The organism is Mesorhizobium sp. M0904, assembly GCF_040319475.1.
In the GTDB taxonomy this organism is placed as follows: domain Bacteria; phylum Pseudomonadota; class Alphaproteobacteria; order Rhizobiales; family Rhizobiaceae; genus Mesorhizobium.
Genome location: NZ_JAMYOC010000007.1, coordinates 102790 through 124296 on the forward strand (window position 1 = coordinate 102790; position 21507 = coordinate 124296).

A 21507-nucleotide genomic window follows, 5' to 3' on the forward strand; every position below is an offset into this window, starting at 1 on the left:
TCGGTCTGAGTTCTCCGGCCATGTCCGACGACATGGTTTTCAAGGGTCCGGCAGAAAGCTGGGTAAAGCAGCTTGATATTCCGGCTGCCGATCCCGCCCGATCGGATCAAATCAAGAATGGCGTTTCATGGCTGCTCTCGGACGACCAGATCAAGCATCGCGCCGGCGGCTATGTCGAGTACTCGCGCACCGTCTATAAAATCGTCGACCGTCCCGGCCTGGATCGTGGCGCGAGTATCGATCTGCAGTTCGATCCGTCCCGACACAAGGTCACGCTCAACCATCTTCACATCATCCGCGATGGCGCCGTTCTGGACCGGCTGGAAGGCGTCGAATTCGACATCTTCCGCAGGGAAAGAGACGCCGAGAAAGGCGTCTTCGACGGCTGGCTGACAGCACATGTCAACATCGATGACGTGCGTGCCGGCGACATCGTCGATTACGGGTCGACCTACGAAGTAACACCGCTGGTCGGCAAGGACCTTTTCTTCAAGAATTTCTCCACCGAATGGGAAGAGCCGGTAGCGCTTATCCGCACAAGCATCATTTGGCCTTCGGGCCAGCCGCTCCAGATCAAGACAAGGGGAACCCGACTCAAGCCTTCAATCTCCCCGACTGGGCCGGACACCACCTATCTATGGGAAATTCCAAACCCGAAACCGGTCAATGTCGAGGATAACCTGCCCGTGACCTATCCAGGCTGGGGCTCCATCGATGTCGCGTCTACCGCGAATTGGCAAAGTGTGGTCGATGCCGTTGCGCCCTATTACAAGCCAGCGACCGTTTTTACCCCGGCTTTTGCCGCAAAGCTCGACGACATCGCTCTGCGGCATCCGGTGCCCGAAGACCGGATGGTCGAGGCAATGCGGTTGGTGCAGGACCAGATCCGCTACGTAAGCCTGTCGATGGGTGCCGGTTCCTACGTTCCACGTGATCCCGCGACGGTTATCCTGAGCGGGTTCGGTGACTGCAAGGACAAGGCCCTGCTGCTGGTTTCGTCGCTTGTGCGGCTTGGCATTGCTGCCGAGGTCGCCTTGGCCGATCTCGACAAGGGACGGGCCTTGGACCAGCATCTGCCGGCGCTTCGCGATTTCGACCATGCCATCGTCAAGGCAAGGATCGGAGCAAAGACATATTGGCTGGACGCCACGAACTATCTTCAGGGCGGCAGGGCTCACAATCTCGCACAGCCCGACTACGGCTTCGCGCTGCCGCTTTCCAGCACCGGCGGGTTGGAGAAGATGCCGAGCCCTGTGCTTACCAGCCCATCGATCCAGATCGCCGAGGAATTCGACTTCCCGCGGAAACCGGGCGATCCCCTCGTGCTGACGGTCTTCTCGACATATGAGGACGCCGATGCCGATTGGATGCGCGGCAATTTCGCCAGCCGGTCGCTGAGCGAGGTGTCGGACGCCTATCTGAAATACTACAACAAGCAATATCCGGGCATCCAAACCATCGCCAAGCCGGAAATCGTGGATCGCCGCGACGGCAACATAGTGAGCGTGAAGGAAAGTTATCGCTTGCCGGCGGAGGCGCTGGCGGCCAACGATCTGGCAAAGAATTTCCCGATCCGCGCGGCCGATCTCGGCAACAACTCTCTTCCAACCCCGACAATCGTCGATCGAACCGGGCCCGTCTCCCTCGGCCCCCAGTTCTACCGCCGCCACAAGGTGACCGTGCGCAACCTCAAGGCGAGGTTTTCCGGCGAGTCGATGAAAAACGTCGTGACGCCCTATCTGTCTCTCAAGGCATCCTGGTCCAACACGCCCACCGAATTGCAAGTTGAATGGAACTTTCAGACGCTGGCGACTGAAGTACCGGCCAAGGCGATTGCCGATTATCTGAAAACCGTCGATGACCTCGCAGACCAGGTTCGCTGGCAGTACGATTTTACCTATGAAGAGCCGCCTGCCGATGTGCAGCTCAGCGATCCGGCAAAGGAGCAGCGACAGACCGTCGCCAGCATGCTTTTGTTGTCGTTGCTTGTCGGTGTTCCCCTGTTCATCGCCTATCGACGCGGCAAACGCCGAGCTTTCGGTAGCTGAAGAATCTCGGCGGCCGCTGGGCACCATGATCCCGAAAAGTGGATGCCGGTTTTCGGAAGAGATCATGGTCAAACAAGAAGGTGGAGCCTCATCCCGTTTCATCGGGATGGAGCGATGCTACTCGGCCGCGCCCCTGAAAGCATTCGCCCCGGTATCGAACTGCAGCTTGGCCAGCCGCGCATAGATGCCGCCCTTGGCGACCAGGCTCTGATGCGTGCCTTCCTCGACGATGCGGCCGCCATCCATGACCAGGATGCGATCGGCCTTCAGCACGGTTGCCAGCCGATGGGCGATGACGATCGTGGTGCGGCCCTTCATCAGCCGGTCCAGCGCCGTCTGCACCAGCGTCTCGCTTTCGGCATCTAGCGCCGAGGTCGCCTCGTCGAGCAGCAGGATGGGCGCATCGCGCAAAATGGCGCGGGCGATCGCCACGCGCTGGCGCTGGCCGCCCGACAGCGTCACGCCGCGCTCGCCGACCTGGCTGTCATAGCCCTTTTCGAGTTTCAGGATGAACTCGTCGGCAAGCGCGTCCTTCGCCGCCGCCTCGATCTCGGCCTGGCTGGCGCCAGGCCGGCCAAAGCCGATATTGTCGCGCGCGCTTGCGGCAAAGATGGTGACGTCCTGCGGCACGATGGCGATGCGCGCGCGGATCGCCGCCGGATCGGCCTCGCGCAGATCGACCCCGTCGATGACGATCCTGCCGGCCTCCGGATCGTAGAAGCGCAGAAGCAGCGAAAACACCGTGCTCTTGCCGGCGCCGGATGGCCCGACGATCGCCACCGTCTCACCGGGTTTGACCTGAAAGCTCAGGCCATGAACGGCGGCGCGGTCGGGCCGGGCCGGATAGGAGAAGGAGACATCGTCGAAGCTGATCGCGCCTCTCGCCTTTGCCGGCAGCGGCTTCGGATCGGCGGGCGCCTGGATCGCGGGTTTCTCGGCCAGGATCTCGGTCAGCCGTTCGGCAGCGCCCGCTGCCTGGGACAGTTCGCCCCAGACCTCCGACAGGGCGCCGAGCGCGCCGGCGGCGAACACCGAATAGAGCAGGAATTGACCGAGCGTGCCCGGCGACAGCGTGCCGTCGAGCACGTCGCGCGAACCGAACCACAGCACCGCCACGACCGAGGAAAAGATCATGAAGATGGCGACGAAGGTGAGAAAGGAGCGGGCAAAGATCGAGGTCCGCGCCGCTTCGAACGCTGCTTCCACGGCGGACGAAAAATACCCGGTCACAAGCTTCTCGTTGGTGAAGGCCTGCAGGGTGCGCACCGCGCCGATCTGCTCGCTGGCGTAGGCGGTGGCATTGGCCAGAGTATCCTGCGCCAGCCGTGACTTGCGCCGCACCGAGCGGCCGAAGGCGACCAGCGGCAGCACGATCAGCGGAATGGCCGCGATGACCAGGCCGGACAGTTTTGGGCTGGTGAAGACCATCATCGCCACGGCGCCCAGGCCGAGGATGACGTTGCGCAAAGCCACCGAGGCGGTGGCACCGACGGCCGATTTGACCTGTGTCGTGTCGGCGGCGAGCCGCGAGACGATCTCGCCCGACTGGGCCGTGTCGAAAAAGGATGGCGACAGCGTTGTGACGTGGGCAAAGACATCGCGGCGGATATCGGCAACGACGCGCTCGCCGAGTGTGATGACGAAATAGTAGCGGCTGGCCGACGCCGCCGCCAGAACGGCGGCCATCACCACCAGCATGGCGAAATATTCGGCAATGAAGCTGGAATCGGAAGCGGAAAAACCGTGGTCGATCATCCGCCGCACGGCCAGCGGCAGCGCCAGCGTCGTCGCCGCCGCGACGGCCAGCGAGACGATCGCGCCGATGACCATTTTGCGGTAATGCGTGATGTAGGGAAACAGGCGCTGCAGCGGCCTCAGCGAGCGCCTGCGCTCGTCTGCATCGCCGCTGATGTTCGCCATGACCGTTCCTTTGGCCCTTTGAGGCTTGCGCCATCAATATGCGCTTGCCGCGGCCTTGTGATTCAATTCCGGCTGATGTATAGGCTCGCCGACCGTTTTAGAAGCCGTGGCTCCTCAATAGCTGCGGCTTCGAGTTTTAAAAAGGGGCGCATCGACGCAGGCTTCAGCCCGTCGGCAGCACCCGGCAAGCCAGGAACAGACCCATGAAGACCGATATTCATCCCGACTACCACACCATCAAGGTCGTCATGACCGACGGCACCGAATACATGACCCGTTCGACCTGGGGCAAGGAAGGCGATACGATGAACCTCGATATCGACCCCACCACCCATCCGGCCTGGACTGGCGGCCAGCAGACCCTGCTCGACCGCGGTGGCCGCCTGTCGAAGTTCAAGAAGCGTTTCGAAGGTTTCGGCCTCTAAGCCGCATTGGCGTTTCGCAGATCGAGAAACCCGCCTTCGTGGCGGGTTTTTTGTTGCGAAAATACGGCCCTATTCGCCGACCAGCTCGCGCAGCGCCATCCGCTTGTAGGCGGCAACCAGCCGGTCGCCCTCTTTCCGCCCGACCGAGATCGCCAGCCGCATTGCGGCCTCGCCCATCTGCCAGATGAGAAACGCCGTCGTTTCGAGCGCTTCCGGATCGGCGGATGGCCGCAGCCGTTTCAGCACGGCTGTAAGGAATTCGGCGTTGGCCCGGCTATCGGCAAGCTCGAGTTCGCGCAGCGCCTTGTCGGCCTGCGTGCCCGACCAGATGTCGCGCATCACCGGCTCCGCCAGGAACATTCCGTAGTAGATATCCACCAGTTCCGAAAATGCCCGGCGCAGGCCGTCGGCGTCATTGACCTCCGCCAGTGCCGCGGCAATGCAGGCCTGGCTTTCCGCGGTGTAGCGCTCGGCCAGCGCCCAGATGATCGCCCGCTTGTCCGGGAAGAACTGGTAGAGCGAGCCGATCGACACGCCTGCCCTCTCGGCCACCTCTCCCATGCGCATGGCGTCGCTGCCTTGCTCGGCGATCAGCGCCGAGGCGGCGGCCAGCATCCGCTCGACCCGCTCGCGGCTGCGCTGCTGGCTCGGTGCCCGGCGCGGCGATGCGATCTGGCCGTCCTGTGAATCCGATACGGCAGAGCCTTCCATCACTGTCTCCCGACGGACAATCAACAAATTGGCTTGACTCGCAAAATACGAGGGTTTATCACGTTTTGCAAATGTGAGGATTACTCACATTTCAAACTGAGGAAAATGGGCATGAACCCTACTGTAACGAGACCAACTTTGATCCTCGGCGGCACCGGCAAGACCGGCCGTCGCCTCGCCGAGCGGCTGACGGCGCGGGGCCTGCAGGTACGGATAGGCTCGCGCTCGGGCACGCCACCCATGAGTTGCCGGCCGAGTTCGCGTGGCTGCTCAAAGAACTGTTCACCGAAGTCCTCGACGGCCGCAACGAGTCGCTGACAGACGGCATCGAGCGCGTGCTCGGCCGCGCCCCAAAGGACTTTTCCGCCTACGCAACCGAAGCCGCCTCGACCGGCATCTGGAGCAACTGACATGATCATGAAACTGCTTCCCACCCTCACTTTCGTCGCTGCCATTGGCTCAGGCGTTGTCGGCGGCGTTTTCTTCGCCTTCTCCAACTTTATCATGCCGGCGCTCGCCCGCTTGCCTGCCGGAGGCGGCATCGCCGCCATGAATTCGATCAACATTACCGTGATTACGCCGGCATTCATGACCGCGCTTTTCGGCACCGGGCTGGTCTGTCTTGTCCTTGCCGCCGGCGCTCTTATCGGCTGGAGCCAACCGGGTGCATTCTGGCTCCTCGCCGGCGCCCTGATCTACCTCGTCGGCAACCCGATCGTGACGATGATGTTCAACGTGCCGCTCAACAACGCCCTGGCCGCCGTCGATCCGGCAAGCGCCAACGGCGCCGCGGTATGGGCCACTTATCTCAGGGACTGGGTGATGTGGAACCATGTCCGAACCACCACCGCCATCGTGGCGCTGGGCTGCTTCATCTTCGCATGGCGGTGAATGCAGGACGGAAGTATAAAAGCCTTCAGACAGGGTCTTTTGACTTATCGCCCTTGCGATCGGCATGGCCCAGATCGCGATCCGGATCGATGACGTCGCGAACCAGTTGCTTGAGCTTTGCGGCGTCGGGGAAACCGCCGTCCCGCTTGCGGTCCCAGACCAGCGTGTCATTGCAGGAAATGGTGAAGATGCCGCCGGTGCCGGGCACCAGCGTCACTTCGCCCAGATCGGTGCCGAAGGTCGACAGCAGCTCCTGCGCCATCCAGCCGGCCCTGAGCAGCCATTGGCACTGGGTGCAATAGGTGATGCGGACTGTGGGCAGCGCGTGTTGGATCACGCCGCGCTGAGCTTCGCCAAGGTCTCCTCGTCGACCTCGAAATTGGCGTAGACGCTCTGCACGTCGTCGTCGTCTTCGAGCGTCGCGACCAGCTTCATCAGCGATTGTGCACGCTCCTCGTCGACCGCGATATTGGTCTGCGGCTTCCAGATCGGCTTCACTGATTCAGCCTCGCCGAGTGCGCCTTCCAGCGCCTTCGACACTTCGCCGAGATTCTCGAAGGCGCAATAGATCGTGTGGCCTTCCTCGTCCGACTGGACATCGTCGGCGCCGGCCTCGATCGCTGCGTCCATCACTTTCTCGGCGCTGCCGGCCGATGCCGGATAGTAGATCTCGCCGACGCGGTCCCACATGAACGAAACTGAGCCGGTCTCGCCCATCGCCCCGCCGGCTTTGGTGAAGGCAGCGCGCACATTCGACGCCGAGCGGTTGCGGTTGTCGGTCAGCGCCTCGACGATCAGCGCGACGCCGCCTGGCCCGTAACCCTCGTAGCGAACGGCTTCGTAGGTCTCGGCGTCGCCCATCGACGCCTTGTTGATGGCCCGCTGGATGTTGTCCTTCGGCATCGACACCGCCTTGGCGTTCTGCACCGCAAGGCGCAGGCGCGGGTTCATCGATGGATCGGGCGTGCCGCTCTTGGCGGCGACGGTGATTTCGCGCGCCAGCTTGGAAAACATTTTCGATCGCACCGCATCCTGGCGGCCCTTGCGATGCATGATGTTCTTGAACTGTGAATGGCCAGCCATGGCACCCCTGTCGTTTCTCGGCTAGAGCATCTGCGGCCTGGTGAACCACCCGGCGCCTTGCAAAATGCTCGAATTCAAAACTTCAGAACGTCCTGCTGCGTCCGGACGGACGTACGGCGCTCTCTGTCGGAATGGCCGGCTTATAGATAAATCGGCTCAATTCGTCCAGCCGCGCCATTGCGTCGGACACGCAAAGGTCTCAAGGCCCGAAAGTGGCAGGCTTCGGCAATCTTTCATCCCTCAAGATCGGATTTCAGCCGGTCGAGGATGCTGATCGCGTGCGTGGCATATTGACTGATCCAGCGGTCGTGGATGTGCTTGATCGGCAGCGCGTTGAGATGGTTCCAGCGTTCGCGCCCCTCGCGGCGCACCACGACCAGGTCGGCCTCCTCCAGCACCTTCAGATGCAGCATGACCGTGCAGCGGTCCATGTCTGGGAAGGCATCGCACAGCATGCCGGTGGTCTGCGGCCCATTCTTCAGCCGGTCCAGCAACGCACGCCGGCGTGGATGCGCCAGCGCCTTGAAAACATTGTCGTCCTGCGCCGTGCTTGACATGTTATGTTTTTATAACATAATGCCGTTGCATTCAAGGAAGGAGCTGTGGATATGTCTCTTGGATTCAGGGTTTCTGGCCGCATCGGCAAACCCGTCGCCGAAGTCTTCGATGCGGTCGTCAATCCGAAGAAGCTCAGCGGCTACTTCACCACGATCGGCGGCGCCAGCACACCGCTGCTGGCGGGCGCCACCGTCATCTGGTGGGGCAAGGTTCCCGTGGAGGTCGACAAGGTGGAGAAAGACAGCCGCATCGTGCTGCGCTGGGATGCGACCGACGCCGACGGCGAGCCCGCGTACAAGACCCGCATCGAGATGAATTTCGAGCCGCTCGACGACGGCGGCACCTTCGTCACCATCGCCGAAACCGGCTGGCACGAGGACGCGGTCGGCCTGAAGAAATCTTACCTCAATTGCGAGGGCTGGTCGCAGATGCTGGCCTGCATGAAGGCCTATGTCGAATACGGCATCAATCTGCGCGACGGCTATTACCGCAGCGAGATGAAGGGCGAGCCGGCCAACGAGAACAACATCTGAGAGCAAATGGAGTAAGAATGACCGCGAAGATCACCGGCGGCATCAACATCGCGATGAAAGTCCCGCCGCATCAATACCAGGCAACGATCGCCTTCTATCGCGACGTCATCGGCCTGAAGCCATTCACGGCCAAACCGCCGGCCGTCGGCTTCGAACTCGGTCCCAATCGACTGTGGATCGACGAGGCGCCGATGATGAGCCAGGCCGAGATCTGGCTGGAACTGTTCACCGATGATTTTCCGGCCGCAGCGGAGCATCTCGCCAAGGCCGGTGTCGTGCGCTGCGACGCCATCGAGGCACTGGGTGAAGGCTTTCGCGGCGGCTGGATCACCAACCCGGCCGACATCATTCACCTGGTGCGCGAACCCGATGCCTGGTGAACAGGCGGCACCGTGGAAAGGAGGACGATATGGAAATCCGCGAAACACCGACCGCCGAAGCCGGCATGCTGATAAGGCGGCCGGTCGCCGACGTATTCGAAGCCTTCGTCGATCCGGCGATCACGACGAAGTTCTGGTTCACCCATGGCAGCGACAGGTTGGACAGCGGCAAGGAAATCCATTGGGAATGGCGCATGTATGGCGTCTCGACGACGGTCAATGTCCGTGAAATCGTCGAAAACAAGAAGATCTTGATGCAATGGAGCGATCCGCCGACCACGGTCGTGTGGACCTTTACCGAGATGCCGGGCGCCACGACCTTTGTCGAGGTCCGCAATTTCGGCTTTGCCGGCAGCCTCGATGAGCAGGTCAAGCAGGCGATCGATTCGACCGGCGGTTTTGCGCTGGTGCTCGCCGGCGCCAAGGCGTGGCTGGAGCAAGGCGTGATGCTAGGCCTGATCGGCGACCGCCATCCGAAAGGCGTGCCGGGGCATTAGGTCAGCCGCGGTGGGTCATCCTCAGTGCCCGCCGCCCTTTGCCTTCTTCCGCCGCCGCGCCAGCATGTTGAGCCCTTCGACCAGGGCCGAAAAACCCATGGCGGCGTAGATATAGCCTTTCGGCACATGATAACCCATGCCGTCGGCGATCAGGGTCATGCCGATCATCAGCAGGAAGCCCAGCGCTAGCATGACGATGCTGGGGTTCTTGGCGATGAAATCGGCCAGCGGCCCGGCCGCCAGCATCATCACGCTCACCGCCACGATCACCGCGATGTACATGATCGCGATTTCGTCGGTCATGCCGACGGCGGTGATGATCGAGTCAATCGAGAAGACGAGGTCGAGCAGCAATATCTGGAAAATCGCGCCGGCCAGCGAAAGCTGCAGCGTCTCGCCCATCATCGTGTCCTGGTGATCATCGAGATCGACCGTGTGGTGGATCTCCTTGGTCGCCTTCCAGACGAGAAACAGGCCGCCGGCGATCAGGATCAGGTCGCGCCATGAAAACCCGTGGCCGAAGGCGGTGAATATAGGCGTCGTCAGTTGGACGATGATCGAAATGGTGGCCAGCAGGATCAGCCGCATCACCAGCGCGGCGGAGATGCCGAGCCGCCGGGCGCGGGCTCGCTGCGCTACCGGCAATTTGTTGGTCAGGATCGAGATGAAGATCAGATTGTCGATGCCGAGCACGACCTCCAGCACGATCAGTGTCAGCAGCGCGACCCACGCAGTCGGGTCGGAGACAAAGGCGAAATGCGGCGCCAGGAATTCGACTAGCTGCATGGAGGTCGTCCCCTCTACGATCTAGAGCAGTTTCGCCGGCAATTGGGTATTGCAAGCGTCTATATCAATGTCACGACCAGAAGGATGGAGCCGTTTCCTCGAGCCGCGGGCCGCGGCGAAACGGCGCGATCCGTTCGGTCAGGCCGCTACGGTCGGAAATGTCGACGCCGACGCCGCACAATGTCGCAGGTCCCGTCGACGCCTCGAAGCGGCCCTTCGGCACCTTGGACAAGAACCGGTTGAGCGGCTCCTCCTTGTCCATGCCGAGCGAGGAATCGTAATCGCCGCACATGCCGGCATCGGAAATATAACCGGTGCCGCCATTGAGAATCTGGTGATCGCCGGTCGGCTGATGCGTGTGGGTGCCGACAACAAGACTGGCACGGCCGTCGACGAAATGAGCGAAGCACATTTTTTCCGAGGTCGCCTCGGCATGGAAATCGATGACGATTGCATCGGCCTGCTCGCCAAGCGGACAAGCGGCAAGTTCGCGCTCGCCGGCCTGGAACGGATCGTCGAGCTCGGGATGCATGAACACCCGACCCATGATGTTGGCGACCAGCACGCGCGCGCCGTTCCTGGCGATATAGACGCCTGAGCCGCGCCCCGGCGTACCCTTGGGGAAATTGGACGGGCGCAGGAAGCGCTCTTCGCGCGGCGCGAAAATCAGCGCATCGCGCTGGTCCCAGACATGGTTGCCGGTGGTGACGACATCGGCGCCGGCCGAGATCGTCTCGCGAAAAATCTCCTCGGTGATGCCGAAGCCTCCGGCGGCGTTCTCGCCATTGACGATGACGAAGTCGAGTTTGAAATCCGAGATCAGGCCGGGCAGTTGTTCCCACACCGCCGTACGTCCTGTCTTGCCGACCATGTCGCCGAGGAAGAGAAGTCTCATATAAGCGCGATCCCGAACCGAAGGTCAGCGAAGCAAAAAGCTGCATGACTTTCGGAAAAGACCATGCGTCCAGGAACTTATCTACAATTTCGGCGCGAACCGGCGCAACCCGCTCTCGGTGAGTATTTCGGGAATGATCACGTCATGCGGCTCGTCCGGCACCAGGGCCACCTCCTGGCAGTCGAAGGCAATGCCGATCAGCCGCGGCTGCTGGCCCTTGTCGGCCAGCCGCCCGATCGCCCGATCGTAATAGCCTGCGCCGTACCCGATTCGGTGCCCGCGCGCATCGAAGGCGGCAAGCGGCACCAGCATAAGCTGCGGATCGAGCACCTCGGCTTCCTCATGCGGCCCGACTGTGCCGAAACCCATGTCGATCATCGGCGCGCCGCGCACCAGTTCGCGAAAAACGATGGTGGTCTTGTCGAGGATGGCCGGCAGGCAGAGCCTTGCCCCCTTCTCGCGCAGGGCAAACATCAGCGGCCGGACGTCGACTTCCGAGCGCATCGGCCAGAAACCGGAGACGATCTGGCCCGGCTCGACGGTGATCCGGTCGCGCGCCGTCTCGGCCATTTCGAGTGCTGCCTCCACACGCCAGAAAGGATCGAGCGCATCGCGGCGCCCGAGGGCTTGGTTGCGGAGATTTTTTTTCAGGTCTTTTGGGGATGCCATGCGCCGACGGTAGCAAAGGTCCGATTTGGATGGAGTTTTACAAGCGACGTTTTGGAAGAGCGGGGCGAACTTGTCGTTCGTGAGCACCGCACAAAGCGGCGCGACGACAAGATCCGCCAGATGGCCTTTTCGAGAGGTGACGATCCACACAACCGGTGGAGAGAGCGATCCCGGGAACCTACAAAGTAGGTGGGCGCCGTATGAGAAAACCCACGGGTCTTCCCAGGGACAGCTCCCTAGGGATCATTAAGGCCCCGGGGAAAATGTTCTCCTGCCGGGAAGCGCAGACCGTCATGCCCAATATAGGCTGACGCCAGACCAAGCGCCAGAGAGGCGACATGTTTCGAGGCCTAATTCGACGCAGGACCCCTCGACGAGGGCCGCGCCGGCAAGATCCCCGCTTCGCCAGCGGCGCCTTGCGCAGCGAAGGCCGCGTCCTTAGGGTCGCGCGATGAACTCGGGAGCAAAAATGCGTTTCGAAGGCACGGCGGCCTATGTTGCCGACAAGGATCTGATGGTGGCGGTCAACGCGGCGATCGCGCTTGAGCGGCCATTGCTGGTCAAGGGCGAGCCCGGCACCGGCAAGACCGAACTTGCCCGTCAGGTGGCGGCAGCGCTCGGCCTGGATCTGATCGAATGGCACATCAAATCGACCACGCGGGCGCAGCAGGGCCTGTATGAATATGATGCCGTCTCGCGGCTGCGCGACAGTCAGCTCGGCGACGAGCGCTTCAACGACATCCGCAATTACATCAAGCGCGGCAAGCTGTGGGACGCCTTCGCCGCCGGCAAGAAGGTGGTGCTTCTGATCGACGAGATCGACAAGGCCGATATCGAATTCCCCAACGATCTGTTGCAGGAACTGGATAGGATGGAGTTCTTTGTCTACGAGACCGGCCAGACCATCCGCGCCACCGTCCGGCCGATCGTCATCATCACCTCCAACAACGAAAAAGAGCTGCCGGACGCCTTCCTGCGCCGCTGCTTCTTCCACTACATCCGCTTTCCCGACGTCGAGACGCTGCACAAAATTGTCGACGTGCACTATCCCGGCATCAAGCAGAACCTGGTACGCGCCGCACTCACGCAATTCTATGAAATCCGCGATGTGCCGGGCCTCAAGAAGAAGCCGTCGACCTCCGAGGCACTCGACTGGATCCGCCTGCTGGTTGCCGACGACATCGCGCCCGAAGACCTGCGCGCCGACCCGAAGAACGCGCTGCCCAAGCTGCACGGCGCCTTGCTGAAGAACGAACAGGACGTGCATCTGTTCGAGCGCCTGGCTTTCATGGCGAGACGGCAAGGGTGAGGGGCGGTCGACGAAAGCCGCCGGACAGCGCTTTCCCGTCGTTGGACCGTTGCCGCCAGCGAGGCGTGAAGGCAGCTTCGTGTTGCCGAGTTCAGAGGGAAATGAAATGACCGAGATCACCGTCCGCCCGCTTGCGCAATCCGACCATGCCGACTGGCGGCGTCTGTGGACCGCCTATCTCACCTTCTACGAAACCAAGCTGCCGGAAGACGTTTACGCCGTCACCTGGAAGCGGCTGTTCACGGCGGGCGAGTTCGAGCCAAAGGGTTTTGTCGCCACCCTCGACGGCAAGGCCGTCGGCCTGACGCACTATCTCTACCATCGCTCCTGCTGGTCGCAGATAAATAACTGTTATCTGCAGGACCTGTTCGCCGACCCCGATGTGCGCGGCAAGGGCGTCGGCGCCGCCCTGATCGAAGCGGTCAAGCAGGAAGCCGGCAAGATCGGCGTCAAGAACGTCTACTGGATGACCCACGAGACCAACACCACCGCACGCAAGCTCTACGACCACGTGGCGCGCAGGACCGGCTTTATCGAATATGATCTTCTATGATGAAGCCAACGATTGAAATAACCACCTGTGCGCAATATATTGCGCATAATCAGGGGCGACAGTGCCGCTGATCGAGGCCAACACGCGCAAAGATTGTCACGAGGCTTTTACGTGACGACTGGGTGAACGTACGCGGCGGCAAACACGAGAAGTACGAGCATCCGGAAAGGCCGGAGATCATGATCATTGTGCCGCGGCATCGCGAACAATCTCTGGGTGTTGCGCGGTCGATCGCCCGGCTTGCTGGATGGATTTAAGGACGAATCATGACGCACTATGTCGGAATTCTTGACGGCGCAGATGAAGTCTGGGGAGTGCGGGTGCCCGATCTTCCCGGATGTCACGGCGGTGGCGCAAGTCCCGAAGAGGCGATAGCCGATGCGACTTCTGCCGTTCGCGAATGGGCAGAGACACGAATGGCGAAGAACTTGCCCTTGCCCGCCGCGCGCACTGTGGCAGATCTGCTCCGACTGGGCGAAGTCGATAGCGCTGCCGGTGAATCCGCCGTGATGATCCCTGTGCTGATCGATTCCGGACGGCCTGTCCGGGCCAATCTGTCGCTCGACGCAGGTCTTTTGGCGGCAATCGACGAAGAAGCGGGTCGGCGTGGTCTGACGCGTTCCGCCTTTATCGCCAGCGCCGCACGGGAGAAGATCGAGGGACACAGATAAAGTTGGACCATGTTCTTCCCCTTCTTCCTTGAACTGAAAGCCGCGCGCGTTCCGGTCTCGCTCCGGGAATATCTGTCGCTGCTGGAAGGGCTGGAGGCCGGGCTGGTCGACTATGATGTCGAGGGCTTTTACTATCTCGCCCGCGCCGCGCTGGTGAAGGACGAGCGACACATCGACCGCTTCGACCAGGTCTTCTCGCACGTCTTCAAGGGCGTCGAAGCGCTGGCTGGCGAAACCCAGGTCGATGTCGCAAACATCCCGGAGGAATGGCTGCGGAGGCTCGCTGAAAAGCACCTGTCGGACGAGGAGAAAAAACTGGTCGAGGCGCTGGGTGGCTTCGAAAAGCTGATGGAGACGCTGAAGAAACGACTGGAGGAACAAAAGAGCCAGCATCAGGGCGGTTCGAAATGGATCGGCACCGGCGGCACCTCGCCCTTCGGCGCCTATGGCTACAATCCCGAAGGCGTGCGCATCGGCCAGCATGAAAGTCGCAACCGCCGCGCGGTAAAAGTCTGGGACAGGCGCGAGTTCAGGAATTTCGACGATGCCGTCGAGCTCGGCACCCGCAACATCAAGGTCGCGCTGAAGCGGTTGCGCCGCTGGGTGCGCGAAGGCGCCGAAGAGGAGTTCGACCTGCCCGGCACCATCCACGCCACCGCCGAGCGCGGCTATCTTGACATCAAGACACAACCCGAACGTCGCAATGCCGTGAAACTGCTGATGTTCTTCGATGTCGGCGGCTCAATGGACGACCATGTCAGCAGTGTCGAGGAGCTATTCTCGGCCGCCCGCGCCGAATTCCGCCAGCTCGAATATTTCTACTTCCACAACTGCCTCTACGAAGGGGTATGGAGGGACAATCGCCGCCGCCATGCCGAGGTGATTCCGACGTCCGATCTCCTCCATAAGTATGGCCCCGACTATAAGGTGATCGTCGTCGGCGACGCCTCGATGAGCCCTTATGAGATCGCCCAACCCGGCGGCTCGGTCGAGCACTGGAACAAGGAGGCCGGCGCCGTCTGGCTCGGCCGATTGCTGCAGCAATGGCCAAACGCGGTATGGCTCAACCCCGAAGCCGAAAAAAACTGGGGTTTTACCCATTCGATCGCCATGATCCGCGATATCTTTGGCGGCCGCATGTTTCCGCTGACGCTCGCCGGCCTCGAAGCGGCGACGAAGCAACTTTCAAGGAAGCACTGAATGGGCCCACGCAAAACAGGACGGTCGACCTGTTTCCTTTGCCTGCAATGCGGTGTCCAGTTCGCGGCGACAGCGACGCCGCCGCAACATTGCCCGATCTGCGAAGACGAGCGGCAATATGTGCGCTGGGAGGGCCAGGCCTGGATCACGCCGGAAGAGCTCGCGGCCGGCCATCGGATCGTGATGAGGGACGACGCCGGCGTGCTCGGCTTCGGCATAGAGCCGCGCTTCGCCATCGGCCAGCGGGCGTTGCTGGCGCAAACGCCGCACGGCAATGTGCTGTGGGACTGCATCTCGATGGTCAGCGACGAGGCGGTGGCCGAGATCAACCGCCGGGGCGGCCTGGCCGCCATCGCCATTTCGCATTGCCATTATTATTCGGCAATGGTCGAGTGGAGCGAGGCGTTTGGCGGCGTGCCGATTTATCTGCACGCCGATGATCGTCAGTGGATCATGCGGCCGCATCCGGCGATCATCAGCTGGGAAGGCGAAACGCGCGCCATAAACCCGTCGCTGACGCTCATCCGCTGCGGCGGCCACTTTGCCGGTGGCCAGGTGCTGCACTGGAAGCGCGACAGCGGCAATGCCATGCTGGCCGGCGACATCCTGCAGGTGACGCCGACGCGCCGTCATGTCACCTTCATGTACAGCTATCCGAACTATATCCCGCTCAACGCGACGAAAGTGCTCGGCATCAAGGCCGCGCTGGAGCCTTTCACGTTCGACCATATCTACGGCGCATGGTGGAACCAGAATGTCATCGGAGACGCAAAGGCGGCATTTTCAGCATCGGTTGCGCGCTATCTCGCGGCCATCGCCTGAGGAATTCGTCGCAGCAGGATAGGAAATACGAGCAAACGCCGTAACAAATGCCTATTTCAGGCGAAGTTGGGAAGGCAACCCAAATAGCGACATAAGCTAAGAGGAAAAAATGGACAGCCACACCTACCCCGTTACCCGCACCGATGCCGAATGGCGCGCCCGGCTGACGCCCGAGCAATATGCGGTGATGCGCAACCACGGCACCGAGCGGCCGGGAAGCTGCGCCCTGCTGCACGAGAAGCGCGCCGGCACCTTCTCCTGCGTCGGCTGCGACCAACCCTTGTTTGAATCCAAGCTGAAATTCGAGAGCGGCACCGGCTGGCCGAGCTTCAACGATCCCGTGCCGGGCTCGGTCGAGACCACCGTCGACCGCAGCTACGGCATGGTCCGTACCGAGTGCCATTGCGCCCGCTGCGGCAGCCATCTCGGCCATGTCTTCGACGACGGCCCGCCGCCGACCGGCCTGCGCTATTGCATCAACGGCGTGGCGCTCAAATTCGAGCCGGCCGCCTGATCGTCAGGCCACAACCACCAGGATCAGCCACAACGTCGCGCCAAGCGTCATCAGCGAGGCCTTGGCGCCACTCGAATTTCCGGCAGTTCGCCAAACGGCAAAGGTCAGGAAGATGTTATAGGGCACCGGCGCGAAATGCACCGCCAGGACTAGCGCAAGCGGCAGCTTCAGCCCAAGCAGAATGAGCGCCGCCACCGACAACGCGACGTTGATTGCTGTGCCGACAACGACCATATCGCGCCAGAACAGCCGATCGAGCGGCACGCCGCCCAGCCAGCGTGAGCGAAAGAAGGCGGCAACGCGCGACATGATCGTCATCGATCGACCGGCTCCCTCGCTCTGCTCACCAGAGCGGTTCGAAGGATTGCGTCTGGAAATCCTGCTTTATTCCTGACCCCGAACTTCGGCAATCGCGCGCTCGAAACGTGAGGCTTCCGTAACCAGCCAGTCGGTCATCGCCGGCCAATTGTCTTCGGCAAAACAATTCACCCGCCACATCGAATTGATGCCGAGGCCGTCGCAACTTTGTTCTGGCCTGAGCTTCAGCCTGTCTTCGATGGCCGGCTGGAACGGCTTCAACCGTGACCAGGCTTGCGTGGCACCGAGCTTCTCGTTGCGGCCGAAGAAGACGCCGACATGATTGTGCGCAGGCGCGACATACATGGAAATGACCAATGCGAAGTCGGGCAGCCCACGCTGCCAGAACCACGGTCCGCGCCTCGCCAGCAGAGCCCTTTCATCCGGATGCCGTTCCGCGAACAGCGTCCAGAAGCTGCGTTGGCGGAATTCAGAGGCGCGGCGGGCGCCAAAATCGAATTCGCTCATGGTTCGATGCTCGCTCCAGCATCAGGCCGAGACTGTTGCCGAGACGGTTTCGAAAATTCGCTCTGGCGGGTCGTATGGTGGTGGTTTCGAGAACCGGAGCGCAGCGGACTTTTAGGTCCGTGAGCATCGGAAGCGCCGGAAACACCATCGGATTGCCGCCGGAGTAGAATTTCCAGACAGTCTCTACACCATTCCAAGCGCGGCCTTGTAGAGGTCGAGAATGGATTCCTCTTCTTGCCGCTCGGCCTGGTCTTTCTTGCGCAGCCGGATGATCGACCGCATCGCCTTGGTATCGAAGCCGGTGCCCTTGGCCTCTGCAAACACTTCCTTGATGTCGTCGGCAATCGTCTTCTTCTCTTCCTCGAGCCGCTCGATGCGTTCGATGAAGGCGCGCAGCTGGCCGGCGGCAACAGTCTGGCTGGTCTCGGTGATGTCGTCGGCCATATTCTTCTCTCCGCATCGTTTCTCGCCGCGACTCGGGGGTGACCCGAGCGGCGAATTGCAGCGGTTCGATGCCCGACCGCGCGCGGCGGGTCAAGGTGCTATCGATGCGGCATGAAGGGGTTGGGCGCGCCTTAAGGTGTGTTGAGATTCAGGTCAGGCCGAGTCGAAAACGATGGCTGCCGAGAACCGGAGCAGAGCGTACCTGAGTACGTGAGCACCGGAAGCGCAGGAAGCCGGCGTTTACAGGCCGGCATCACCTGAATCTCAACACACCTTACCCGAATGCGATCAGCAGATCCTTGGCATCGATCTGGTCGCCGGCCTTGACCAGCACCTCGGCTATGGTGCCGTCGCGTTCGGCATGCAACGCCGTTTCCATTTTCATCGCTTCGATCGACAGCAGCACGTCACCGGCCTTTACCGCCTGGCCGGCAGCGACCGCAAGCGCCGAGACGACGCCAGGCATGGGCGCGCCGACATGCGCCTCATTGCCCGGCTCCGCCTTGCGCCGTACCTTGGCAGCGGAGGCGCCATGCGCCCGGTCCGGCACCTTCACCCGGCGCGGCTGCCCGTTGAGCTCGAAGAACACGGTGACCATACCCTTTTCGTCGACATCGCCCATGGCAAGGCAGCGCACCACCAGCGTTTTGCCTTTTTCGATATCGACGAAAATCTCGTCTTCCGGCTTCATGCCGTAGAAATAGGTCGGCGTTGGCAGCACGCTGACCGGCCCGTAGGTCTCCTGCGCGGCGGCAAAATCGGAAAACACCTTCGGATACATCAGCCACGACGCGAACTCGAACTCACTGAGCTTGCGCTCGAGTTTTTCCTCGACCTCCGTGCGACTGGCCTTGAGGTCCGCCGGTTTGAGCAGCGAACCTGGCCGCACCGTGATCGGCTTTTCGCTCTTCAGCACCTTCTTCTGCAATGACTTTGGCCAGCCGCCCGGCGACTGGCCGAGATCGCCGCGCAACATCGACACCACCGAATCCGGGAAGGCGATGTCCCGCGCCGGATTCTCGACGTCGGCGACGGTCAAGTCCTGGCTCACCATCATCAGCGCCATGTCGCCGACGACCTTGGACGACGGGGTCACCTTGACGATGTCGCCGAACATCAGATTGACGTCGTGATAGGTCTGCGCCACTTCATGCCAACGTGTCTCCAGCCCGAGCGAGCGCGCCTGTTCCTTGAGGTTGGTGAACTGCCCGCCCGGCATTTCATGCAGATAGACCTCCGATGCCGGCCCCTTCAGGTCGCTTTCAAAGGCGGCGTACTGGTTGCGCACCGCCTCCCAGTAGAACGAGATGTGCCTGATCCATTGCGGGTCGAGACCCGGGTCGCGCTCGGTGCCTTTCAGCGCCTCGACGATCGAACCCAGGCACGGCTGCGAGGTGTTGCCCGATAGCGAATCCATCGCCGCGTCGATGGCGTCGACGCCGCTCTCCACCGCCGCCAGCACGGTTGCCGCCGACAGGCCGGATGTGTCGTGGGTGTGGAAGTGGATCGGCAGGTCCGTCGCCTCACGCAGCGCCTTGAACAGCACGCGGGCCGCCGCCGGTTTCAAAAGCCCGGCCATATCCTTGACGGCGATGATATGGGCGCCTGCCGACTGCAGTTCCCTGGCCAGGCCGACATAATATTTCAGATCGTATTTGGCCCGCGCCGGATCGAGTATGTCGCCGGTATAACAGATCGCCGCTTCGATCAGCTTGCCCTCGGCGCCGACCGCATCCATGGCGACGCGCATGTTCTCGACCCAGTTCAGGCAGTCGAAGACGCGAAACAGGTCGATGCCGCCGGCAGCGGCCTGGCGGACGAAATGCTGGACGACGTTGTCGGGATAGTTGGTATAGCCAACGCCATTGGCGCCGCGCAGAAGCATCTGCAGAAGAAGGTTGGGTGCCGCCTCGCGCACTTTGCTCAGCCGCTCCCATGGGTCCTCGGTGAGAAAGCGCATGGCGACGTCGAATGTGGCGCCGCCCCAGCATTCGAGCGACAACAGCTGCGGCAGAGCACGCGCATAGGTGCCGGCAATTCCGGCGATGTCATAGGTGCGCACACGCGTCGCGAGCAAGGATTGATGCCCGTCGCGCATTGTCGTGTCGGTGACCAGCACCTCTTTTTGCTCGCGCATCCACGCGGCGAATTTCTCCGGCCCGAGCACGTCGAACTTCTGCTTGCTGGCTTGAGGCACATTGCCGTTGAGATATGGCACCACCGGCGGCGCCGCATCGGCCTTTGGCTGCGGCCGGCCGCGCGTCTCGGGATGGCCATTGACCGAAACATCGGCAAGATAGTTGAGCAGCTTGGTCGCGCGGTCCTGCCGCTTCACACTGGCGAACAGTTCCGGCGTCGTGTCGATGAACTTGGTGGTGTAGGAATTGTCGGCGAAGCTCGGGTGATTGATGATCGCCTCGAGGAAGGTGAGATTGGTCGCCACGCCGCGGATACGGAATTCGCGCAGCGCCCGGTTCATGCGGGCAATGGTCTCGGCCGGCGTCGGCGCCCACGCCGTCACCTTTTCCAGCAGCGGATCGTAGAAGCGGGTGATCACCGCGCCCGAATAGGCGGTGCCCCCATCAAGGCGGATGCCGAAGCCGGTGGCACCGCGATAGGCGGTGATGCGGCCATAATCGGGGATGAAATTATGTTCGGGATCTTCCGTGGTGATGCGGCACTGCAGGGCGTGACCGTTGAGCCTGATGTCCTTTTGCGCCGGCACGCCCGATTCCGCCGTGCCGATGGCAAAGCCGTCGAGTATATGGATCTGCGCCTTGACGATGTCGATGCCGGTCACCTGTTCGGTGACGGTGTGCTCGACCTGGATGCGCGGATTGACCTCGATGAAATAGAATTTTCCGGTGTCGGCATCCTGCAGGAACTCGACCGTGCCGGCGCCGATATAGCTGGTTTGGCGCGCAATTCTCAGCGCGTAGCCGCAAAGCTCTTCGCGTTGTGACATTTCGAGATACGGCGCCGGCGCCCGCTCGACGACCTTCTGGTTGCGGCGCTGGATCGAACAGTCGCGCTCGAACAGGTGCACGGCGTTGCCTTGGCGGTCGCCCAGCACCTGCACCTCGACATGGCGGGCGCGCTCGATCAGCTTTTCGAGATAGACCTCGTCCTTGCCGAAAGCCGCCTTCGCCTCACGCTTGCCTTCCATGACCTCGCGGGCGAGATCGGCCTCGGAGCGGATGGCGCGCATGCCGCGGCCGCCGCCGCCCCAGGATGCCTTGAGCATCACCGGGTAGCCGATCGTCTTGGCGAGTTCCCTTACCGCCGCCATGTCGTCCGGCAAGGGATCGGTAGCGGGAATTACCGGCACGCCGACTTCGATCGCGAGATTGCGCGCGGCGACCTTGTTGCCCAGCCTGCGCATCGTATCGGGTTTTGGCCCGATGAAGATGATGCCGGCCTTGGCGCAGGCCTCGGCGAATTCCGGGCTCTCCGACAGCAGCCCGTAACCCGGATGGATGGCGTCGGCGCCCGAAAGCCTGGCGACGCGGATAACCTCCTCGATCGACAGATAACTTTCGATCGGCCCCATATCCCTGGCCAGATGCGGCCCGCGCCCGACCTGGTAACTTTCGTCGGCCTTGAAGCGATGCAGGGAGTATTTGTCCTCCTCTGCCCAGATCGCCACGGTTTTAAGGCCGAGCTCATTGGCCGCGCGGAAGACGCGGATGGCTATTTCGGAGCGGTTGGCGACAAGGATCTTCGAGATTGCCAAGGACAGGGCTCCGGACGCGGGGAAGGGAACTGCCGGACAT

25 protein-coding genes, 1 other RNA gene and 1 pseudogene are annotated in these 21507 nt (G+C 61.9%); 14 read left to right on the plus strand and 13 right to left on the minus strand.

Annotated features, from left to right (window positions below; genetic code table 11):
• Window positions 1–20: 20 nt before the first annotated feature.
• Window positions 21–2048 carry a DUF3857 domain-containing protein gene (locus NKH80_RS09690; protein ID WP_352991267.1) on the plus strand — a complete coding sequence of 676 codons (2028 nt, stop codon included), beginning with the start codon at window positions 21–23 and terminating at the stop codon, window positions 2046–2048.
• A gap of 117 nt (window positions 2049–2165) precedes the next feature.
• Here NKH80_RS09690 and NKH80_RS09695 read toward each other — a convergent pair whose 3' ends face one another.
• A complete protein-coding gene (locus tag NKH80_RS09695) occupies window positions 2166–3968 on the minus strand; it encodes an ABC transporter transmembrane domain-containing protein (RefSeq protein ID WP_352450844.1) in 1803 nt (600 codons plus the stop codon).
• 203 nt (window positions 3969–4171) lie between these two features.
• On the opposite strand from NKH80_RS09695, the gene rpmE reads away from it, so the two are divergent.
• The gene (gene rpmE / locus NKH80_RS09700; RefSeq protein WP_006327661.1) at window positions 4172–4393 is read left to right on the plus strand and encodes a 50S ribosomal protein L31; all 222 of its coding nucleotides are present in this window, start codon (window positions 4172–4174) and stop codon (window positions 4391–4393) included.
• Window positions 4394–4462: 69 nt separating this feature from the next.
• On the opposite strand, the gene NKH80_RS09705 is transcribed toward rpmE, so the two are convergent.
• The gene (locus NKH80_RS09705; RefSeq protein ID WP_352991270.1) at window positions 4463–5104 is read right to left on the minus strand and encodes a TetR/AcrR family transcriptional regulator; all 642 of its coding nucleotides are present in this window, start codon (window positions 5102–5104) and stop codon (window positions 4463–4465) included.
• 233 nt (window positions 5105–5337) lie between these two features.
• Here NKH80_RS09705 and NKH80_RS09710 point away from each other — a divergent pair.
• Window positions 5338–5514, plus strand: a pseudogene (locus NKH80_RS09710) (NmrA family transcriptional regulator); the annotation flags it as partial.
• A 1-nt stretch (window position 5515) separates the two neighbouring features.
• Window positions 5516–5995 carry an anthrone oxygenase family protein gene (locus NKH80_RS09715; protein ID WP_352648998.1) on the plus strand — a complete coding sequence of 160 codons (480 nt, stop codon included), beginning with the start codon at window positions 5516–5518 and terminating at the stop codon, window positions 5993–5995.
• 25 nt (window positions 5996–6020) lie between these two features.
• Here NKH80_RS09715 and NKH80_RS09720 read toward each other — a convergent pair whose 3' ends face one another.
• From NKH80_RS09720 to NKH80_RS09730, 3 genes are all read right to left on the minus strand, one after another.
• On the minus strand, window positions 6021–6332 hold the full coding sequence (locus NKH80_RS09720) for an Rdx family protein (RefSeq protein ID WP_352991274.1): 312 nt from the start codon (window positions 6330–6332) through the stop codon (window positions 6021–6023).
• The gene (locus tag NKH80_RS09725; protein ID WP_023678028.1) at window positions 6329–7078 is read right to left on the minus strand and encodes a YebC/PmpR family DNA-binding transcriptional regulator; all 750 of its coding nucleotides are present in this window, start codon (window positions 7076–7078) and stop codon (window positions 6329–6331) included. Before NKH80_RS09725 ends, NKH80_RS09720 begins: the two co-directional genes overlap by 4 nt.
• A 233-nt stretch (window positions 7079–7311) precedes the next feature.
• Window positions 7312–7635 (minus strand): ArsR/SmtB family transcription factor, encoded by a 324-nt coding sequence (locus tag NKH80_RS09730; RefSeq protein WP_352896612.1) that lies wholly within the window; start codon window positions 7633–7635, stop codon window positions 7312–7314.
• A gap of 51 nt (window positions 7636–7686) precedes the next feature.
• Between NKH80_RS09730 and NKH80_RS09735 the strand changes: the two genes are divergently transcribed.
• Genes NKH80_RS09735 through NKH80_RS09745 form a run of 3 tightly spaced genes read left to right on the plus strand, consistent with a single transcriptional unit; the run spans window position 7687 to window position 9046 of the window.
• On the plus strand, window positions 7687–8169 hold the full coding sequence (locus tag NKH80_RS09735; RefSeq protein ID WP_352687169.1) for an SRPBCC domain-containing protein: 483 nt from the start codon (window positions 7687–7689) through the stop codon (window positions 8167–8169).
• 17 nt (window positions 8170–8186) lie between these two features.
• Complete coding sequence (locus tag NKH80_RS09740; protein ID WP_352479626.1) at window positions 8187–8549, plus strand: VOC family protein; 363 nt, start codon at window positions 8187–8189, stop codon at window positions 8547–8549.
• A 29-nt stretch (window positions 8550–8578) separates the two neighbouring features.
• Entirely contained in the window at window positions 8579–9046 is a 468-nt protein-coding gene (locus NKH80_RS09745) for an SRPBCC family protein (RefSeq protein ID WP_352479625.1), read from the plus strand.
• 21 nt (window positions 9047–9067) lie between these two features.
• Here NKH80_RS09745 and NKH80_RS09750 read toward each other — a convergent pair whose 3' ends face one another.
• From NKH80_RS09750 to ssrS, 4 genes are all read right to left on the minus strand, one after another.
• Entirely contained in the window at window positions 9068–9832 is a 765-nt protein-coding gene (locus tag NKH80_RS09750; RefSeq protein ID WP_254816433.1) for a TerC family protein, read from the minus strand.
• Between the two features lie 70 nt (window positions 9833–9902).
• Window positions 9903–10727 carry a TIGR00282 family metallophosphoesterase gene (locus NKH80_RS09755; RefSeq protein WP_023678036.1) on the minus strand — a complete coding sequence of 275 codons (825 nt, stop codon included), beginning with the start codon at window positions 10725–10727 and terminating at the stop codon, window positions 9903–9905.
• 81 nt (window positions 10728–10808) lie between these two features.
• The gene (locus NKH80_RS09760) at window positions 10809–11396 is read right to left on the minus strand and encodes a 5-formyltetrahydrofolate cyclo-ligase (protein ID WP_254816432.1); all 588 of its coding nucleotides are present in this window, start codon (window positions 11394–11396) and stop codon (window positions 10809–10811) included.
• Between the two features lie 137 nt (window positions 11397–11533).
• Window positions 11534–11689, minus strand: a non-coding RNA gene (ssrS, locus tag NKH80_RS09765) — 6S RNA.
• Between the two features lie 176 nt (window positions 11690–11865).
• On the opposite strand from ssrS, the gene NKH80_RS09770 reads away from it, so the two are divergent.
• The 7 genes from NKH80_RS09770 to msrB all read left to right on the plus strand — a co-directional run bounded on the left by NKH80_RS09770 (window position 11866) and on the right by msrB (window position 16465).
• Window positions 11866–12705, plus strand: coding sequence for an AAA family ATPase (locus NKH80_RS09770; RefSeq protein WP_352991278.1), 840 nt, complete (start codon window positions 11866–11868; stop codon window positions 12703–12705).
• A 106-nt stretch (window positions 12706–12811) separates the two neighbouring features.
• Entirely contained in the window at window positions 12812–13258 is a 447-nt protein-coding gene (locus NKH80_RS09775; protein ID WP_352479624.1) for a GNAT family N-acetyltransferase, read from the plus strand.
• 92 nt (window positions 13259–13350) lie between these two features.
• On the plus strand, window positions 13351–13515 hold the full coding sequence (locus NKH80_RS09780) for a type II toxin-antitoxin system HicA family toxin (RefSeq protein ID WP_352991395.1): 165 nt from the start codon (window positions 13351–13353) through the stop codon (window positions 13513–13515).
• 9 nt (window positions 13516–13524) lie between these two features.
• A complete protein-coding gene (locus tag NKH80_RS09785; RefSeq protein WP_254816428.1) occupies window positions 13525–13929 on the plus strand; it encodes a type II toxin-antitoxin system HicB family antitoxin in 405 nt (134 codons plus the stop codon).
• A gap of 9 nt (window positions 13930–13938) precedes the next feature.
• Window positions 13939–15129 carry a vWA domain-containing protein gene (locus NKH80_RS09790; RefSeq protein ID WP_352991280.1) on the plus strand — a complete coding sequence of 397 codons (1191 nt, stop codon included), beginning with the start codon at window positions 13939–13941 and terminating at the stop codon, window positions 15127–15129.
• On the plus strand, window positions 15130–15951 hold the full coding sequence (locus NKH80_RS09795; RefSeq protein WP_352991283.1) for an MBL fold metallo-hydrolase: 822 nt from the start codon (window positions 15130–15132) through the stop codon (window positions 15949–15951).
• A gap of 109 nt (window positions 15952–16060) precedes the next feature.
• Complete coding sequence (msrB, locus tag NKH80_RS09800; RefSeq protein WP_352489224.1) at window positions 16061–16465, plus strand: peptide-methionine (R)-S-oxide reductase MsrB; 405 nt, start codon at window positions 16061–16063, stop codon at window positions 16463–16465.
• Window positions 16466–16468: 3 nt separating this feature from the next.
• Here msrB and NKH80_RS09805 read toward each other — a convergent pair whose 3' ends face one another.
• From NKH80_RS09805 to pyc, 4 genes are all read right to left on the minus strand, one after another.
• Complete coding sequence (locus NKH80_RS09805) at window positions 16469–16783, minus strand: hypothetical protein (RefSeq protein WP_352991286.1); 315 nt, start codon at window positions 16781–16783, stop codon at window positions 16469–16471.
• Between the two features lie 66 nt (window positions 16784–16849).
• A complete protein-coding gene (locus tag NKH80_RS09810; RefSeq protein WP_352991290.1) occupies window positions 16850–17290 on the minus strand; it encodes a hypothetical protein in 441 nt (146 codons plus the stop codon).
• A gap of 183 nt (window positions 17291–17473) precedes the next feature.
• Window positions 17474–17734: a DUF2312 domain-containing protein gene (locus NKH80_RS09815; protein ID WP_023719653.1), complete on the minus strand. Its 261-nt coding sequence runs from the start codon at window positions 17732–17734 to the stop codon at window positions 17474–17476.
• Window positions 17735–18008: 274 nt separating this feature from the next.
• Window positions 18009–21467: a pyruvate carboxylase gene (pyc, locus tag NKH80_RS09820; protein ID WP_352991293.1), complete on the minus strand. Its 3459-nt coding sequence runs from the start codon at window positions 21465–21467 to the stop codon at window positions 18009–18011.
• Between the last annotated feature and the right edge of the window lie 40 nt (window positions 21468–21507).

Bases quoted from the DNA above. Each gene is read 5' to 3' on its own strand.
- NKH80_RS09690 (WP_352991267.1), top strand. From the start codon at position 21: ATGTCCGACGACATGGTTTTCAAGGGTCCGGCAGAAAGCTGGGTAAAG.
- NKH80_RS09695 (WP_352450844.1), bottom strand. From the start codon at position 3,968: ATGGCGAACATCAGCGGCGATGCAGACGAGCGCAGGCGCTCGCTGAGG.
- rpmE (WP_006327661.1), top strand. From the start codon at position 4,172: ATGAAGACCGATATTCATCCCGACTACCACACCATCAAGGTCGTCATG.
- NKH80_RS09705 (WP_352991270.1), bottom strand. From the start codon at position 5,104: ATGGAAGGCTCTGCCGTATCGGATTCACAGGACGGCCAGATCGCATCG.
- NKH80_RS09715 (WP_352648998.1), top strand. From the start codon at position 5,516: ATGATCATGAAACTGCTTCCCACCCTCACTTTCGTCGCTGCCATTGGC.
- NKH80_RS09725 (WP_023678028.1), bottom strand. From the start codon at position 7,078: ATGGCTGGCCATTCACAGTTCAAGAACATCATGCATCGCAAGGGCCGC.
- NKH80_RS09730 (WP_352896612.1), bottom strand. From the start codon at position 7,635: ATGTCAAGCACGGCGCAGGACGACAATGTTTTCAAGGCGCTGGCGCAT.
- NKH80_RS09735 (WP_352687169.1), top strand. From the start codon at position 7,687: ATGTCTCTTGGATTCAGGGTTTCTGGCCGCATCGGCAAACCCGTCGCC.
- NKH80_RS09740 (WP_352479626.1), top strand. From the start codon at position 8,187: ATGACCGCGAAGATCACCGGCGGCATCAACATCGCGATGAAAGTCCCG.
- NKH80_RS09745 (WP_352479625.1), top strand. From the start codon at position 8,579: ATGGAAATCCGCGAAACACCGACCGCCGAAGCCGGCATGCTGATAAGG.
- NKH80_RS09750 (WP_254816433.1), bottom strand. From the start codon at position 9,832: ATGCAGCTAGTCGAATTCCTGGCGCCGCATTTCGCCTTTGTCTCCGAC.
- NKH80_RS09755 (WP_023678036.1), bottom strand. From the start codon at position 10,727: ATGAGACTTCTCTTCCTCGGCGACATGGTCGGCAAGACAGGACGTACG.
- NKH80_RS09760 (WP_254816432.1), bottom strand. From the start codon at position 11,396: ATGGCATCCCCAAAAGACCTGAAAAAAAATCTCCGCAACCAAGCCCTC.
- NKH80_RS09770 (WP_352991278.1), top strand. From the start codon at position 11,866: ATGCGTTTCGAAGGCACGGCGGCCTATGTTGCCGACAAGGATCTGATG.
- NKH80_RS09775 (WP_352479624.1), top strand. From the start codon at position 12,812: ATGACCGAGATCACCGTCCGCCCGCTTGCGCAATCCGACCATGCCGAC.
- NKH80_RS09785 (WP_254816428.1), top strand. From the start codon at position 13,525: ATGACGCACTATGTCGGAATTCTTGACGGCGCAGATGAAGTCTGGGGA.
- NKH80_RS09790 (WP_352991280.1), top strand. From the start codon at position 13,939: ATGTTCTTCCCCTTCTTCCTTGAACTGAAAGCCGCGCGCGTTCCGGTC.
- NKH80_RS09795 (WP_352991283.1), top strand. From the start codon at position 15,130: ATGGGCCCACGCAAAACAGGACGGTCGACCTGTTTCCTTTGCCTGCAA.
- msrB (WP_352489224.1), top strand. From the start codon at position 16,061: ATGGACAGCCACACCTACCCCGTTACCCGCACCGATGCCGAATGGCGC.
- NKH80_RS09805 (WP_352991286.1), bottom strand. From the start codon at position 16,783: ATGACGATCATGTCGCGCGTTGCCGCCTTCTTTCGCTCACGCTGGCTG.
- NKH80_RS09810 (WP_352991290.1), bottom strand. From the start codon at position 17,290: ATGAGCGAATTCGATTTTGGCGCCCGCCGCGCCTCTGAATTCCGCCAA.
- NKH80_RS09815 (WP_023719653.1), bottom strand. From the start codon at position 17,734: ATGGCCGACGACATCACCGAGACCAGCCAGACTGTTGCCGCCGGCCAG.